Origin of the sequence: Burkholderia sp. KCJ3K979 (genome assembly GCF_016759955.1) — a bacterium.
Taxonomy (GTDB): Bacteria; Pseudomonadota; Gammaproteobacteria; order Burkholderiales; family Burkholderiaceae; genus Burkholderia; species Burkholderia orbicola.
In genome coordinates, this window is sequence record NZ_JACFYV010000041.1 from 1 (window position 1) to 13,769 (window position 13,769).

17 protein-coding genes are annotated in these 13,769 nt (G+C 67.3%); 10 read left to right on the forward strand and 7 right to left on the reverse strand.

Annotation, left to right across the window (positions count from 1 at the left end):
- Nucleotides 1-483, reverse strand: a 483-nt coding sequence (locus tag H3O04_RS12120; RefSeq protein WP_202587764.1) for a pyridoxal-phosphate dependent enzyme, incomplete at its 3' end; no start/stop codon positions are given.
- Between the two features lie 195 nt (nucleotides 484-678).
- Between H3O04_RS12120 and H3O04_RS12125 the strand changes: the two genes are divergently transcribed.
- Both H3O04_RS12125 and poxB read left to right on the forward strand, forming a co-directional pair.
- Nucleotides 679-1,179 carry an Lrp/AsnC family transcriptional regulator gene (locus H3O04_RS12125; RefSeq protein ID WP_202587765.1) on the forward strand — a complete coding sequence of 167 codons (501 nt, stop codon included), beginning with the start codon at nucleotides 679-681 and terminating at the stop codon, nucleotides 1,177-1,179.
- Nucleotides 1,180-1,472: 293 nt separating this feature from the next.
- On the forward strand, nucleotides 1,473-3,194 hold the full coding sequence (gene poxB, locus H3O04_RS12130) for a ubiquinone-dependent pyruvate dehydrogenase (protein ID WP_202587766.1): 1,722 nt from the start codon (nucleotides 1,473-1,475) through the stop codon (nucleotides 3,192-3,194).
- A 127-nt stretch (nucleotides 3,195-3,321) separates the two neighbouring features.
- Here the strand turns inward: poxB and H3O04_RS12135 are convergent, their stop codons facing one another.
- Nucleotides 3,322-3,489, reverse strand: a complete 168-nt coding sequence (locus H3O04_RS12135; RefSeq protein WP_202587767.1) for a hypothetical protein — start codon at nucleotides 3,487-3,489, stop codon at nucleotides 3,322-3,324.
- Between the two features lie 171 nt (nucleotides 3,490-3,660).
- On the opposite strand from H3O04_RS12135, the gene H3O04_RS12140 reads away from it, so the two are divergent.
- Nucleotides 3,661-4,251, forward strand: a complete 591-nt coding sequence (locus H3O04_RS12140; protein ID WP_202587768.1) for a class I SAM-dependent methyltransferase — start codon at nucleotides 3,661-3,663, stop codon at nucleotides 4,249-4,251.
- Between the two features lie 240 nt (nucleotides 4,252-4,491).
- On the opposite strand, the gene H3O04_RS12145 is transcribed toward H3O04_RS12140, so the two are convergent.
- Both H3O04_RS12145 and blaOXA read right to left on the reverse strand, forming a co-directional pair.
- On the reverse strand, nucleotides 4,492-5,631 hold the full coding sequence (locus tag H3O04_RS12145) for an acyltransferase family protein (RefSeq protein WP_202587769.1): 1,140 nt from the start codon (nucleotides 5,629-5,631) through the stop codon (nucleotides 4,492-4,494).
- Nucleotides 5,628-6,440: an OXA-1043 family class D beta-lactamase gene (gene blaOXA, locus H3O04_RS12150; protein ID WP_442862826.1), complete on the reverse strand. Its 813-nt coding sequence runs from the start codon at nucleotides 6,438-6,440 to the stop codon at nucleotides 5,628-5,630. The genes H3O04_RS12145 and blaOXA overlap by 4 nt, the downstream gene beginning before the upstream one ends.
- 325 nt (nucleotides 6,441-6,765) lie before the next feature.
- Here blaOXA and H3O04_RS12155 point away from each other — a divergent pair, with 325 nt between their 5' ends.
- Together H3O04_RS12155 and H3O04_RS12160 are read left to right on the forward strand one after the other, a co-directional pair.
- Nucleotides 6,766-7,116: a hypothetical protein gene (locus H3O04_RS12155; RefSeq protein ID WP_202587792.1), complete on the forward strand. Its 351-nt coding sequence runs from the start codon at nucleotides 6,766-6,768 to the stop codon at nucleotides 7,114-7,116.
- 128 nt (nucleotides 7,117-7,244) lie between these two features.
- Nucleotides 7,245-7,811 (forward strand): hypothetical protein, encoded by a 567-nt coding sequence (locus tag H3O04_RS12160; protein WP_202587771.1) that lies wholly within the window; start codon nucleotides 7,245-7,247, stop codon nucleotides 7,809-7,811.
- 27 nt (nucleotides 7,812-7,838) lie between these two features.
- On the opposite strand, the gene H3O04_RS12165 is transcribed toward H3O04_RS12160, so the two are convergent.
- Nucleotides 7,839-8,714 carry a LysR family transcriptional regulator gene (locus H3O04_RS12165; RefSeq protein WP_006479882.1) on the reverse strand — a complete coding sequence of 292 codons (876 nt, stop codon included), beginning with the start codon at nucleotides 8,712-8,714 and terminating at the stop codon, nucleotides 7,839-7,841.
- Between the two features lie 162 nt (nucleotides 8,715-8,876).
- Between H3O04_RS12165 and H3O04_RS12170 the strand changes: the two genes are divergently transcribed.
- Both H3O04_RS12170 and H3O04_RS12175 read left to right on the forward strand, forming a co-directional pair.
- The gene (locus H3O04_RS12170; protein WP_202587772.1) at nucleotides 8,877-10,196 is read left to right on the forward strand and encodes a DUF3422 family protein; all 1,320 of its coding nucleotides are present in this window, start codon (nucleotides 8,877-8,879) and stop codon (nucleotides 10,194-10,196) included.
- A gap of 34 nt (nucleotides 10,197-10,230) precedes the next feature.
- Nucleotides 10,231-10,434: a hypothetical protein gene (locus tag H3O04_RS12175; protein WP_202587773.1), complete on the forward strand. Its 204-nt coding sequence runs from the start codon at nucleotides 10,231-10,233 to the stop codon at nucleotides 10,432-10,434.
- 60 nt (nucleotides 10,435-10,494) lie between these two features.
- Here H3O04_RS12175 and H3O04_RS12180 read toward each other — a convergent pair whose 3' ends face one another.
- A complete protein-coding gene (locus H3O04_RS12180; protein ID WP_202587774.1) occupies nucleotides 10,495-10,950 on the reverse strand; it encodes a DUF3304 domain-containing protein in 456 nt (151 codons plus the stop codon).
- Nucleotides 10,951-11,005: 55 nt separating this feature from the next.
- Nucleotides 11,006-11,902, reverse strand: a complete 897-nt coding sequence (gene cynR, locus H3O04_RS12185) for a transcriptional regulator CynR (protein ID WP_202587775.1) — start codon at nucleotides 11,900-11,902, stop codon at nucleotides 11,006-11,008.
- Between the two features lie 113 nt (nucleotides 11,903-12,015).
- Between cynR and H3O04_RS12190 the strand changes: the two genes are divergently transcribed.
- From H3O04_RS12190 to H3O04_RS12200, 3 genes are all read left to right on the forward strand, one after another.
- Nucleotides 12,016-12,675: a carbonic anhydrase gene (locus tag H3O04_RS12190; protein ID WP_053526717.1), complete on the forward strand. Its 660-nt coding sequence runs from the start codon at nucleotides 12,016-12,018 to the stop codon at nucleotides 12,673-12,675.
- Between the two features lie 30 nt (nucleotides 12,676-12,705).
- On the forward strand, nucleotides 12,706-13,176 hold the full coding sequence (gene cynS, locus H3O04_RS12195) for a cyanase (RefSeq protein WP_006479873.1): 471 nt from the start codon (nucleotides 12,706-12,708) through the stop codon (nucleotides 13,174-13,176).
- A gap of 150 nt (nucleotides 13,177-13,326) precedes the next feature.
- Nucleotides 13,327-13,761 (forward strand): GNAT family N-acetyltransferase, encoded by a 435-nt coding sequence (locus H3O04_RS12200; RefSeq protein WP_027807662.1) that lies wholly within the window; start codon nucleotides 13,327-13,329, stop codon nucleotides 13,759-13,761.
- Nucleotides 13,762-13,769 lie beyond the last annotated feature (8 nt).

The following is a 13,769-nucleotide window of genomic DNA, read 5'->3' on the forward strand; positions in this document are numbered from 1 at the left end:
GCCGGCCGGAATCGGATACGGCTTGCCCCCCGCCTGTCGCACGCTCTCCATCGCTTCTTCCCAACTGCGGCGAATGCCGATGTCGAAACCGTCGGATACGAGCCGCACGTCGGCGCCCATCATCCGCGACAACTGGATGTTGCCGACCCGGTCGTACACCGGATCTTCATAGTTGACCCAGTGCTCCTGCACGAGCACGCATTTCATTCCGAGATGCGCGGCGACGGCCGCAACCTGGCGGGTCTGGTTCGACTGCACGCCGCCGATCGACACGAGCGTGTCGGCACCCTGCGCGAGCGCGTCGGGAACGAGATATTCGAGCTTGCGCGTCTTGTTGCCGCCGAACGCGAGGCCGCTGTTGCAGTCCTCGCGCTTCGCATACAGCTCGACCTTGCCGCCGAGATGCGCGCTCAGGCGCTTGAGCGGCTGGATGGGCGTCGGGCCAAACGTCAGCGGATAACGGGGGAAGCGTTGCAGATTCATCGGCGGGGCTCCGGAAGGGGAACAAGGCGGGAAATCGGATCGTTCGGGCGTGGCCGGCAGGCCGTGCGCCGATGACGAAAATGATAGGCAGAAGCGCGGGAAATGAGCTTGCGAAATGAATTGCGTCGACCTACTTTATCGAAGTTAATAATTAAAAATAGACAATTCTGATTCGTTGAAAAGGAGATTGGCGCAATGAAATTAGATCGCGGCAGCGCATTACCGACTGACGCCGCACCGGCGCTCGACCGCATCGACCGCGCGATCCTGCGGCAACTGCAGCAGGACGCGTCGATCTCGAACGTGAGCCTGGCGGCGAAAGTGAAGCTGAGCGCGCCTGCGTGCCTGCGGCGCGTCGAGCGGCTGAAGGAAATGGGGCTGATTCGCAGCATCGTCGCGCTGCTCGACCCGAAGCCGCTCGGTGCCGGGATGCTGGTCGTGATCGGCTTCGTGCTCGATCGCTCGACGCCGGAAACGTTCGCCGCGTTCGAGAAGGCCGCGCAGAAAGTGTCAGGGTGTGTCGAATGTCATGTCGTGACCGGCGAATTCGACTATTTCATGCTCGTGCGCACGCGCGACAACGACAGCTTCAATCGGCTGCATGCCGAACAGCTGTTGTACCTGCCGGGGGTACGGCAGGTGCGCTCGTTCATGGTACTCAAGGAGATCCTGTCGACGCATGCGCTGCCGGTATAGCGGATGACGTCCGCGCGTGGCCGGGCGGACGCTTCCGGACGAAGCGGCGTCCGGCCGAGTCCGCATCGGCCCGCGTGCACGGATTGCCCAGGCGGCAGCGACGCTCTTCCGATCGTGCGGAAAGAGCGGGCTGGGCGCGCGAACGGGCCCGGCCGCGCTGTCGCGCATGCCATGCTGCTCGCACCGTCACGACGCCGCCCGGCGCGATCGCGTATGCTCGTCCCGTCATCTCGGCGAAGGCCGCAGGCGCCGCCGCCGGATCAATCGACGACCGATCAACGAGCGAGGGCATCATGGCAAGACAGACGATGGCGGAATACCTGGCGAAGACGCTGGCGGCAGCGGGCGTCGAGCGCATCTGGGGCGTGACGGGCGACAGTCTGAACGGCCTGTCGTTCAGCCTGAGCCAGATCGGCTCGATCCGCTGGATGCACACGCGGCACGAGGAAAGCGCGGCGTTCGCGGCCGGCGCCGATGCCGCGTCGACCGGGCGACTCGCGGTGTGCGCGGGCAGTTGCGGGCCCGGCAACCTGCACCTGATCAACGGGTTGTACGACTGCCACCGCAATCACCAGCCGGTGCTCGCGATCGCCGCGCACATTCCGTCGACCGAGATCGGTCTCGGCTATTTCCAGGAAACCCATCCGCAGGAGCTGTTCCGCGAATGCAGCCACTTCGCCGAGCTCGTGACGAACGCGTCGCAGTTTCCGCGCGTGCTGGCGCGGGCGATGCGCACCGCGATTGAGGCGCGCGGCGTGGCGGTGATCGTGCTGCCGGGCGACATCGCGCTCGGCGACGGCCCGGACGAGGCGCCGGCGTGGAGCGAATCGGCGCCGCCGTCGATCTTGCCGGCCGATGCCGATCTCGATCGGCTCGCGGCGCTGCTCAACGGGTCCGACGCGGTCACGCTGCTGTGCGGCAGCGGCGCGCAGGGTGCGCACGACGAAGTGGTCGCGCTGGCCGACACGCTCGGCGCGCCGGTCGTGCATGCGCTGCGCGGCAAGCAGTTCGTCGAGTGGGACAACCCGTTCGACGTCGGGATGACGGGGCTGATCGGTTTCAGTTCCGGCTATCACGCGATGGAATCGTGCGACACGCTGCTGATGCTCGGTACGGATTTCCCGTACCGGCCGTTCTATCCGACGAACGCGAAGATCGCGCAGATCGACTGGAAGGGCTCGCAGCTCGGCCATCGCGCGCCGCTCGCGCTCGGGCTCGTCGGCACCGTGAAGGAAACGATCGCGGCGCTGCTGCCGCGGCTGACGCGCAAGACGCAGCGGCGCTTCCTCGAGAACGCGCTGAAGCACTACGCGGCCGCGCGCAAGGGGCTCGACGATCTCGCGGTGGCCGAGCCGCCGGGCCGCGCGATCCATCCTCAGTACCTGACGAAGATCGTCGACGAAGTCGCGGCGGAGGATGCGATCTTCACGGCCGACGTCGGCACGCCGACGCTGTGGGCCGCGCGCTACCTGACGATGAACGGCAAGCGGCAATTGCACGGGTCGTTCAATCATGGGTCGATGGCGAACGCGATGCCGCAGGCGCTCGGTGCACAGGGTGCGCATCCGGGGCGGCAGGTCGTGTCGCTGTCGGGCGACGGCGGGCTGTCGATGCTGCTCGGCGATCTGCTGACCGCGCGCCAGCTCAAGCTGCCGATCAAGGTCGTCGTGTACAACAACAGCCTGCTCGGCTTCGTGTCGATGGAGCTGAAGGCGGCCGGCTATCTCGACACGAACGTCGATCTGAGCCCGACCGACTTCGCGGCGATCGCGAAGGGCGCCGGTATCTTCAGCGTGCGCGTCGAGCATTCGGAGAACGTCGAGCACGCGTTGCGCACGGCGTTCGAGCATGACGGGCCGGCGGTGGTGGACGTCGTCACGTCGAAGTACGAGCTCGCGATGCCGCCGAAGATCGAACTCGCGCATGCGAAGGGCTTCAGCCTGTTCATGCTGCGCGCGATCCTCAGCGGTCGCGGTGACGAAATCGTCGAATTGGCGAGAACCAACTTGCGGTGACGGTAGACGCGCGCGTCGTGCGGCGAGCATGGCGCGCGGTTCACAACTCGGCTGTGCTGCCCGCTCGCGCACGGCTTCGGCGAGCAGCGGCAGCAGAAATACAGCGCGCCGAAATACTGACCCTATTTCAACCGTCGTGGCGCTGATAGCAGACGATCCCGCCGCGATCGAGACGACGCTGCAGCAGATCCGGATCGTCGCCGAGCGTTATCCCGCCCACTTCAGCAGAGCGTCGATCGCCAACCGCAAATCGACGGCTGATCGGGCACGAATTGGTCAGGGGAATCAGGGTCAATCTTCACGTCGCCTTAAGTTTGCGTTTCCTAGAATCGATTGACCGTCGCGCGCCGCGGCGGACCGATTCGCCGAGGAGGATGCGCATGAACCTTGCCCGTGTCGCCGTAGCCCCGTTCCGTGCCGTCATCGGCACACCGCCGCCAACCGCGCAAGCGCCGGAGGCCCGCCTATGATGTGGCCGAACGCGTGGCGTGTCTCGGCACTGTTCGTGCGCGAGTGGGTCGGCCGGCCGGCCGCGGTGGGCGCGTTGTGCCCGAGTTCGCGGCATCTGGCGCGCGAAATGGCCGACGCGGTGCCGGATGGCGACGGGCTGGTCGTCGAGCTCGGCGGCGGCACCGGTGCGATCACCGCGGCACTGCTCGAGCGCGGTGTCGCGCCGCGGCGCCTCGTGGTGGTCGAACGCTCGCCGGCGTTCGTGCAGCATCTGCGGCGGCGCTTTCCCGGGATCTCGATCGTGTCGGGCGACGCGCGGCGGCTCGAACGGCTGTTGCCGCCGGGCGCCACGGTCGATGCGATTGTGTCGTGCCTGCCGCTGCGCACGCTGCCGCGCGAGGACGTGGCGGCGATCATCGGTCAATGTCAGCGGGTGCTGTCGGCCGACGGCGTGATGATCCAGTTCACGTACGATTTGCGCCCGCCCGGTCGCCATCCGCTGGGCGATTCGGCATTCGTTGCCAGCGGCAGCCGGATCGTCTGGGCAAATATTCCGCCTGCGCGCATCGTGACCGTACGCTGCGCTGCCGCCGAATACGCCGGCTGACCCGCTGCGCGCGGGGCGCCCGGACGCAGCGCCCCGCCGCATTCTTTCATCCGTCATACTGATCCTTCCGGTTTCCCTTCATCTTGCCGTCACATCCGGTTCCTACCATCGCCTTTCATTTCGAAAGCATCTGCGGTGAGCAGCACAGGCTACTTGATGTCCTCGGCTCCCCGAAGGCAGGGATTCCGACGCGGATGTTGACGTTGACGCCGGCTTTTGTTCGCCACCGTACGCGGAAAACTAGACGCGCGCGCTGTCGGTCATCCGCGCCGCCGGCCGCGATGCGACGCGCTTGATGAAGCGGTCGAACGGCGTCGCATAGCCGCGCGCGATGACCGCACTCACGCCGGCCGACAGCGCCAGATACGCGACGAGCAGCGCGAGCTTGCCGTCGCCCTGCGTGGACGACGGCGGCCAGAACGTGCGCAGCGCGCCGAGCACGATCAGATGGAACAGATACAGCTCGTAGCTGAGCCGGCCGCTCCAGCGCAGCGGCGCGAGCAGGCGGCCATGAGCGCGGGCGTGTTCGACGTGCGCGCCGATCAGCAGCACGGCCGTACCGAGTGCCATCGCCGAGACGCCGAACACATGGCTTTGCGCGATTGGCCACGCGAGATAGAGCGCGGTCATCAGTGCTGCGACCAGCCATTGCACGGGTGCCGCCGCGAGCAACTGCCAGCGCGCGTGTTCGGCGAGCAGCGCGGTGCAGCAGCCGATCGCGATACCGTCGAAGCAGGCGAGGTACGCGTACAGGAAGCCGCCTTCGTCGCCCGGATGCGTGTAGCGGTACACGGGACCGACCGCCGCAATCAGCAGCCAGAACGCGAACAGCCGCGTGTCGCGGCGCAACGCGATGCACAGCAGCGGGAACGACAGGTAGAACACCTCTTCGACCGACAGCGACCACAACACGCCGAGCGCGTAGTTGACCCATCCGTACGCGCCGATCAGCACGTTCATCCAGAACGTGAGCGATGCCAGATTCACGAGCCAGTACGACACGGCGATGCCCTGCGGCGCATGGTTCGTGAAGATCGGCACGCCGGCTGCCGCGAGGCCGTTGACGAGCGCGAGCAGCAGAAGCAGGCACGGGACGATCCGCGCAATGCGCGACACGTAGAACGCGCGCACGTCGAGCGCGCCGAGTCTGCCCCAGCGGCGGCGCGCGTTCGACGTGATCAGGTAGCCCGAGATCGCGAAGAACATCGTCACGCCGTAGTTGCCGTTGCGCACGATCGCGTGGATCGTGTCCCAGCCGAGCACGCGCGCGAGCGCGGTGTCGCGCAGCGGATATGCGATGTTGAAGTGATGCAGCAGGACGAGCAGGATCGAGACGCCGCGCAGGAGGTCGATGCGGGCGTTGCGGGGAGCGGCGCTCATTGCGGCGGGGCCGCGGCGGCGAGCGTCGGCAGCGCCGCGAGGAACGTGTCGCGTGAGCGCAGGCCGGCATTGGGCGTTTGCCGCTCGTCGTCCTGGATCAGGTTCGCGAACACCAGCGTGCGCGATCCCTTCGTCGCCCAGCCGACGAACCAGCCGTACGCGTGTGCCGCGTCGTACTGGATGCCCGGCGAGCCGGTGCCGGTCTTGCCGTGCACCGTCCAGCCGCCCGGTTGCGCGTCGAGCAGCGTGATGCGCGCGGTCATGTCATACGCGTGCGCGCTGACGGGCAGCGTCCGCTGGACGATCTTACGCATGAACGCGACCTGTTCGAGCGGCGAGATTCGTAGCGACGAATTGACCCACGCGCCCATCATGCCGGGGAGTTCGCCCGCTTTGCTGGTGACGTCGGCGTTGCCGTAGTCGAACGCGCTCGTGTACTGCTGGAAGCGTGCCTGCCCGAGCGCCTGCGTGACCTGCTCCGAATACCAGAAGACCGACAGCCTCATCCAGCGCGCCGGATCGGTCGGTTCGCGCCACGGCGCGCCGCCCCAGTCGGGGTAGCCGGCGTGGAACTCGAGCGTGGGCGTGTGTTCGTCCTTCAGCACGCCGGCGTCGAAGCCCATCAGGCCGATGGCGACCTTGAACGTCGATGCCGGCGTTACGCGGGTCGTGCAGTCGCCCTGCTGCACGAGCAGCTTGCCGGTGGCGGCGTCGGCGACGACGGTGCAGACGGGGTGCGCGTGAGAGGACGCGGCGGCCAGGAGGCCGGCGAAGGCGAACAGCGCGTAATGCCAGTGCTTCAAGTGCAATTCCTTGGAAAGCGTGCGGAAGATGCGCGGGGCGGACGGAAAGCGGGAAGCCGTGCGCAAGCGAAGCGGCGGCCGGCATCGGTGAGGGCGATCGCGGCCGTCGGGATGGCTCACAGTGTATCGACGGATCGCCGGCTGTCGACCTGTCATGGTTGACGGGGGCGCTCGCGACGGCCGAGCGGCCGTATCACGTCGTCCATACGAGCCGGGGCCCGACCGGCATGCCGTTTTTTGCACGGCCGCCCCGTTTTTTTTGCACGGCGTTTATACCGCCTCTTCTAAGCTGGGGACGTGTCGAACAGCCGAGACGGCTTGCGTCCGCGCCATGACCTTTATTCGTCCCTTTCCCGCGTTCGATGTCGCCGGCCGGCGGTTGCGTGCCGGCGCACCCGGCAACGTCACGCCGTTCCCGGCGCCGCGCCCGCGCCTGCAATTGCCTGTCACGCTGACGGCCGACTCCGTCGCGGCGGCGCACGCCCGGCTTGCCGCGCTGCTGCATTCCCCGCTCGGTGTGTATGTCGTCAGCGCGCGCGCCGTGCGCAACGTGATCCACGTGCATTTCGACATCGCCTCGAAGGATCTGGATTTCACGCTGCACACGCTGATCGCGCAGCAAGTCGACGCGGTGATCGGGCCGATCGCGCGCCAATTGTGCGTTCCGGCTGGCGTGCGCTGAGCCGGGAACGGCGATTGCTTGGCTAATCCGCCGCCGATTCGCCGGCCGCCGTGCTGTCCGCCGGCCGCCGATGGTGGACGTTTGTGCGCTGCGTCGAACGCGGCGCTACCCCTGAACAGGGAGGGCCTATGTACCTTACGGAAGAAGTGCGTATTGCGCGCCCGGCTGCCCGTCGCGCGCATACCGCGGCGTTGCCGTCGGGCAGGCAGCTTGCCCGGCAGTTGATGGTGACGGTTCGCACGGCGGACGTGCTGCTGCGCCAGGCGATTCGCGTGCCCGATCGCCATCAGTGGCTGGTCGACGCCGAACGCGTCGATGCGGCCGGCGGGCCGCTCACCGCGTGGGATTCTCACGTGACGTTCCGCATCGTCAAGGCATTCGCACCGGCGTTCGATGCGGATGCGTGTGCGGCCGACCCCGATCAAGCGGCGGTCGAGATCCGCTTGTTTCTACCCGAACAGGCTTATGTCGCCGAGCGGCGCATCGGCATCTTCGGCCGGCGGCATGGCCAGCGGTTCAGCGCGACGCTATCGGTCACGGCCGGCTCGCAGTGGGGCGGCCGGCGCAGCGAGCACGTTCCGCCGGCAGGGCGCCACGTGCACGGCGACACGCTGGAAGCGCTCGTCGATACGGTGGCCGGCATCGTCAACGCGGCGTTGCGCGCGGCCGGACATGGCACGACCGGCCACGGCTGACGCGGCGGCGAGCGGCCGCCGGCGGGCTCATACGTCGCCGGTCTGCCCGGTCTGCCGCTGCAGGTCTTCCATCAATTGTTCCGCGAGGAAGTCGCACGGCGGCCGTTTCGACTTGGTGCTGCGCGCGAGGATCAGCTCGAGCGGCGGCAGGTCGGGCAGCCCGTGCGAACGGCCGAGCATCGACAGTTGCGCGGGAATCGCGCAGCGGGCAAGCGGCGCGACCGCGAGGCCGGCCTCGACCATGCTGAGCAGCCCGAGCAGGCTCGGGCTTTCATACGAGGTGCGGTACGGCACTTTCGCGCGTTCGAGGCTGCGAATCGCGTTCTCGCGCGCGACGCTTCCCGGCATGAACACCGCGATCGGCAGCGGCCGCTCCTCCCAGACACGCGGCCCGTTCGTCATCGCGGCCCACGCCATCGGCTCGTGGCGGATGAAGTCGCCCGACAGCCCCTTGATGCGCGTCCCGCACACGAGATCGACGGTGCCCTCCTTGATCAGCGGCGCGAGCGCGCTGCTCGGCAGCCCCATTACCTGGATCTCGACCTTCGGGTAGGTCGCGGAGAATTTCTTCAGCACCGACGGCAGCAGCGACGACGCATAGTCGTCCGGCACGCCGATCACGACCTTGCCGGTCACCTCCGGCCGCACCACGGCCGCCCATGCCTCGTCACGCAGCGCCAGCATTCGTCTGGCGAATCCCAGCAGCACCTCGCCTTCGCGCGTCAGCACGATGCTGCGCGGCTTGCGCACGAACAGCGGCCGGCCGATCGCGTCCTCCAGGCTCTTGATCTGCATGCTCACGGCCGACTGCGAGCGGTTCACGGCCTCGGCCGCGCGGGTCATGTTGCCGGTTTCCGCGACGGCGACGACGGTGGCCAGCACGTCGTGATCGAGCATCTTCATAGGTATCAGGAAAACTGGACGTAACGATCAGCATTATGCGTTTTTATTGTTGCTGTGTGTCTGCCATAGTGCGATCACGCTGGCGTTTCGCCCGAGGGTGGCGCGGCGGTCGGGCCGCGCCAATCCGGCGTGCGGGACTGAACAGGGAAGCGTGGTGAATCGATGATGGACCATCCGTTGCGCGCCGCACTGGCCGCGGAATTGCATGCGCGGCCGTTCCTGCGGCTCGCCGAAGCCGTGTCGCTCACACACTACGCGATCTATGCGGACGGCCAGCCCGACATCCACGAAACGCTGCTGCACGCGCTGTGCCGCGATACCGGCATCGACGCGCCGCACGAAGGCGCGACGCACTACGCGGTGCAGTCGCCGTGCGGCTGGCACCTGAAGTGGGAGCGCCACACCGAATTCTCGACCTTCACGTTCGTCACGCCGCGTCGCGACACCGGTTATTTCGACGATCTCGCGATCGACGGCATTCCGGCCGCGTGGTTCGCGCGGCTGGCTGGCATCCGCTTCGTCGCGGTGCGGATGGAGCTGCTATCGGGCGACGCCGCGCGGCGCGTGTGCGGCGACCTGCGGCGCTGGATCGACGGGCCCGTGCTCGTCGGCAGCCACGTGCTCGGCGGCGGCAAGGTGTTCTGCGACTGGCACGTGCGCGACGACGGCTTCATGCGTTTTCTCGTGATCGACGAGGATTTCCGCGAGGAGCAGGGTGGCCGGCTGTTGCAGCGTCTGTATGAAATCGAAACGTACCGGATGATGGCGCTGCTGGCACTCCCCGTCGCGCGCCGGATGAGCCGCGAGCTCGACGAGATCCATGCGGCGCTGCACGCATTGATGCAGCGGATGGACGCGAGCGGCGCCGACGGTGACGACGCGGCGTTGCTCGTCAAGCTCACGCATCTGGCGGTGCGGGTCGAATCGTTGTCGGGATCGGGGGCGCGCTTCAGCGCGTCGCGCGCGTACGAAAAGCTCGTGCTGGCGCGCATCCACGAGCTGCGCGAGGAGCGTATCGAAGGGATGCCGACGATCGCCGAATTCATGGAGCGACGCTTCGCGCCGGCGATGGAAACCTGCCGCAGCGTATGGGCGCGTCACGAACAGATCGCCGCGCGGATCGCACGGGCGGTCGACCTGCTGCGCACTCGCGTGAATCTCGCGCAGGAAAAGGACGTGACGCGGCTGCTGGCCGGCATGGAGCGCACCGCGCGCAACCAGCTGCATTTGCAGCACGCGGTCGAAGGGCTGTCGGTGGCCGCCATTTCGTACTACGTGCTGTCGCTCGCGACGGCGGCGTTCAAGGCGCTGCACGTGATGAACCTGCCGGTCGATCCGGAGCTGGCGGAAGGGCTGCTGATCGCGCCGGTCGTGTTCGCGGTGATCCACATCACGCGGCGTACGCGCGCGCAGCTTGCGCGGGCCGAGGCGGGGCATGACAGTGCGCCCGTGCATGCGGCGGCGTTGAAGCAGGCCAGCTAGAACATCAACGACCTATGAAGGCAAAGGAGTGGAGATGACTTTTTCGCAGAAGCAAGCGGGGTTTTACAGCGGTTTCGATGCCGCGTTCGATGAGCCGGTGCCGGATGATGCCGGTGTGCCGGAAGCGGTGCGCGTGACGTCGTATCAGGCAGTGCTGCAGGAACCGATGACGTCGCTCGTTGGCAGCACCATCGATCGTCCGGAGGTCGCGGCGGTAGCGATTCTCGGGTACAACTGACGCGGCGTCGCGCGACTATTCCGCGCGGCTACGCAGCATCCACGAGCGGCCCTTCTCCGATCAACCGCCATCGCGCATGCGTGGCATCGTCGGGTACGCCGCCCATCGGGCGTCGATCTTGCGGCCGGGCAGGAAATGAAACTCGATATAGCCGTCTCGCCGGTTCGGCAAAGCCGGCACGGCGACCTCGGTTTCGACGATTTCAGGTGCCTGGTTCCTGGCGTCTTCTTCAGCCGTCAGGTCGTAAGTGACCCTGACGTGCCAGGTCTGCTTGCCGCGGGGCACGCTCATGCAGCACATCGTGCCACCCCCGCCGCCGAACTGGCGTGCGTGCACGCTGCCGGCGCCGAAGCCGTCGACCACGAAGCTGTAGACGCCACGATCCGTGTAGTTGAACCCCACGACGCGATACGGGCCGTCGGCGCGCGTCTGTGCGTGGACCCACCAGGCTGCGCCTGCCAGCAGCGCGGCGATGGCAAGTGGGTTGAGCGTCATGCGGCGTAGCAGGTTCGACATGTCGATGTTTCCATGAGTCGGTTCGCCGGCGACGATCCGTTGCCAGCAGCTGAGGTCAGCGCGCGCGCCTGACCGGCCCCGCCCCCCGCGCGAGCGCTAACTCGACGAACGCCCGCGCGGCCGCACTCCGATACCCACCCTTGCGCTGCAGCAGCACGGCCGTGCGCCTCAGCCCCGCCGGATCGAGCGCAACCGCGACGAGATCGTCGTGCTCGACCGCGATCGTCGCCGGCAGCAGCGTCGCGAGGTTCGTGCGGCGCACGATCTCAATCACCGCACCGAGCGAATTCGCTTCCATCAGCACGCGCGGCTGCAGGTCGTGCTCGCGGAAATAGCGGTCGATCTGCATGCGCGTCGCGAATTCCGCGGTGAGCAGCACGAGCGGCGCGTCGTGCAGCGCGCGCAGGCCGGCCTTGCGTTTGCTGCCGAGCGCGTGTCCGCGGTTCACGACGAGCGCGAGCGTCTCGACCAGCAGCGCCTGCGCGTCGATATCCGCCGTCTGCACCTCGTCGAATGCAATGCCGACATCGATCTCGTCGTCGACGAGCAGTGCCTCGATACGCTCCTGCGACATCTCGCGCACCGACAGCGATACGTCCGGATAGCGGCGGTGAAACGCCTCGACGAGCGGCCCGACGAGATAGCTCGTGAAGGTCGGCGTGACCGCGACGCGCAGCGAGCCGCGGCTCAGGTCCTGCACGTCGTGAATCGCCCGCCGGCCTTCCGCGAGATCGTGCAGCGCCTGCCGCGCATAGCGGAAATACACGTCGCCGGCATCGGTCAGCCGCGTGACGCGCCCGGTGCGGTCGAACAGTTGCGCGCCGAGCGTGTCCTCGAGCTGGCGGATCTGCTGCGACAGCCCGGGCTGCGATACGTGCAGCGCGGCGGCCGCGCGCGTGAAGCTGCGGTGTTCGGCGACGGCCAGGAAGTAGTGGATGTGACGCAGCAGCATGGCGGTTCCTATAAGTCGTGCTTATCCGGTGGATCGTAAATCAGTCTTTTACGTTATCGGAAGTCGGGCGTAACCTGTCCTTCATCGATTCCACCCGCACCGGAGAACACGCGATGAAGGACATCATCGAGGGCTTCCTGAAGTTCCAGCGCGACGCCTATCCGTCGCGCGCCGCGCTGTTTCGCGATCTCGCGCGCAGCCAGAATCCGCGGGCGCTGTTCATCTCGTGCTCGGATAGCCGGCTCGTGCCCGAGCTCGTCACGCAGCGCGAGCCGGGCGACCTGTTCGTGATCCGCAACGCGGGCAACATCGTGCCGTCGTACGGCCCGGAGCCGGGCGGCGTGTCGGCGTCGGTCGAATATGCGGTCGCCGCGCTGCGCGTGACGGACGTCGTGATCTGCGGGCATTCCGATTGCGGCGCGATGACCGCGATTGCGACCTGCCAGTGCATGGACCACATGCCGGCCGTCGGCCACTGGCTGCGCTATGCCGATTCGGCACGGGTCGTGAACGAGGCGCGCACGCATCGCAGCGAGCGCGAGCGGATCGACTCGATGGTGCGCGAGAACGTCGTCGCGCAACTGGCCAACCTGAAGACGCATCCGGCCGTGCGGCTCGCGCTCGACGAAGGGCGCCTCGCGCTGCACGGCTGGGTCTACGATATCGAATCGGGCTGCATCGACGCCTACGACGGCGCGAGCGGCCGGTTCGTTTCCCTTGCGGACCATCCCGGCGTCCGTGCAACCCCCGCGACACTCCCCGTCGCGGCCTGAATCGCTCCCACTCCACTACGAGGCATTACCATGATCCAGTCCCAGCACAGTCAGACGGCGCGCCACGCGCTGGCGGAAACCGTCGTGCTCGCGAAGGCGCGCAAGAACCTGTCGTTCGCGCAGCTCACCGAAGGCACGGGCCTGAGCGAAGCGTTCGTCACGGCCGCGCTGCTCGGCCAGCATGCGTTGCCGGCCGACGCGGCGCGCCTCGTCGCCGACAAGCTCGGCCTCGACGACGATGCGGTGCTGTTGCTGCAAATGATCCCGATGCGCGGCAGCATCGACGATCGCGTGCCGACCGACCCGACCATCTACCGTTTCTACGAAATACTGCAGGTGTACGGCACGACGCTGAAGGCGCTCGTTCACGAGAAGTTCGGCGACGGCATCATCAGCGCGATCAACTTCCGGCTCGACGTGAAGAAGGTCGACGATCCGGAAGGCGGTTCGCGTGCGGTGATCACGCTCGACGGCAAGTACCTGCCGACCAAGCCGTTCTGACGCCCGCAGCGCGTCGTGGCGTCGCGACGTCGCGCGATATCGAGCGATCATCGTGCGTCGTCACGGCATATGACGACGCGCTATAGTCGTGTGATACCCGCCGCGGGCGCCGCCCCGCCCGGCGGTCTATTCACGCACGCGTTCGCCTCGATGACAGCCCATCCCGACGTTACCCTTCGACTGACCGATACCGAGCAGCCGGCCGCCCGAGACTTCATCAGCCGCAAGCTCGGCGAATTCAACCATGCGATGACGGGGCGCACCGATACGGCCGCGCTCGACGTCTACGTGACCGATCCCGCGACCGGCGACGTACTGGGCGGCCTCACCGGCCGCACGTCGCTCGGCCTGTTCTTCATCGATCTGTTCTATCTGCCCGAATCGCTGCGCGGCGGCGGCTTCGGCAGCCGGCTGCTGCGCGAGGCCGAAGCGGAAGCGAAGCGGCGCGGTTGTGCGCGTGCGGTGCTGTACACGATCTCGTTCCAGGCGCCGGACTTCTACCGGAAGCACGGTTACGAGACGTTCGGCGAAGTGCCGTGCGAGCCGGCAGGCGCGGCGCGCGTATTTATGGTCAAGGTGCTTTGAGCGGCAAC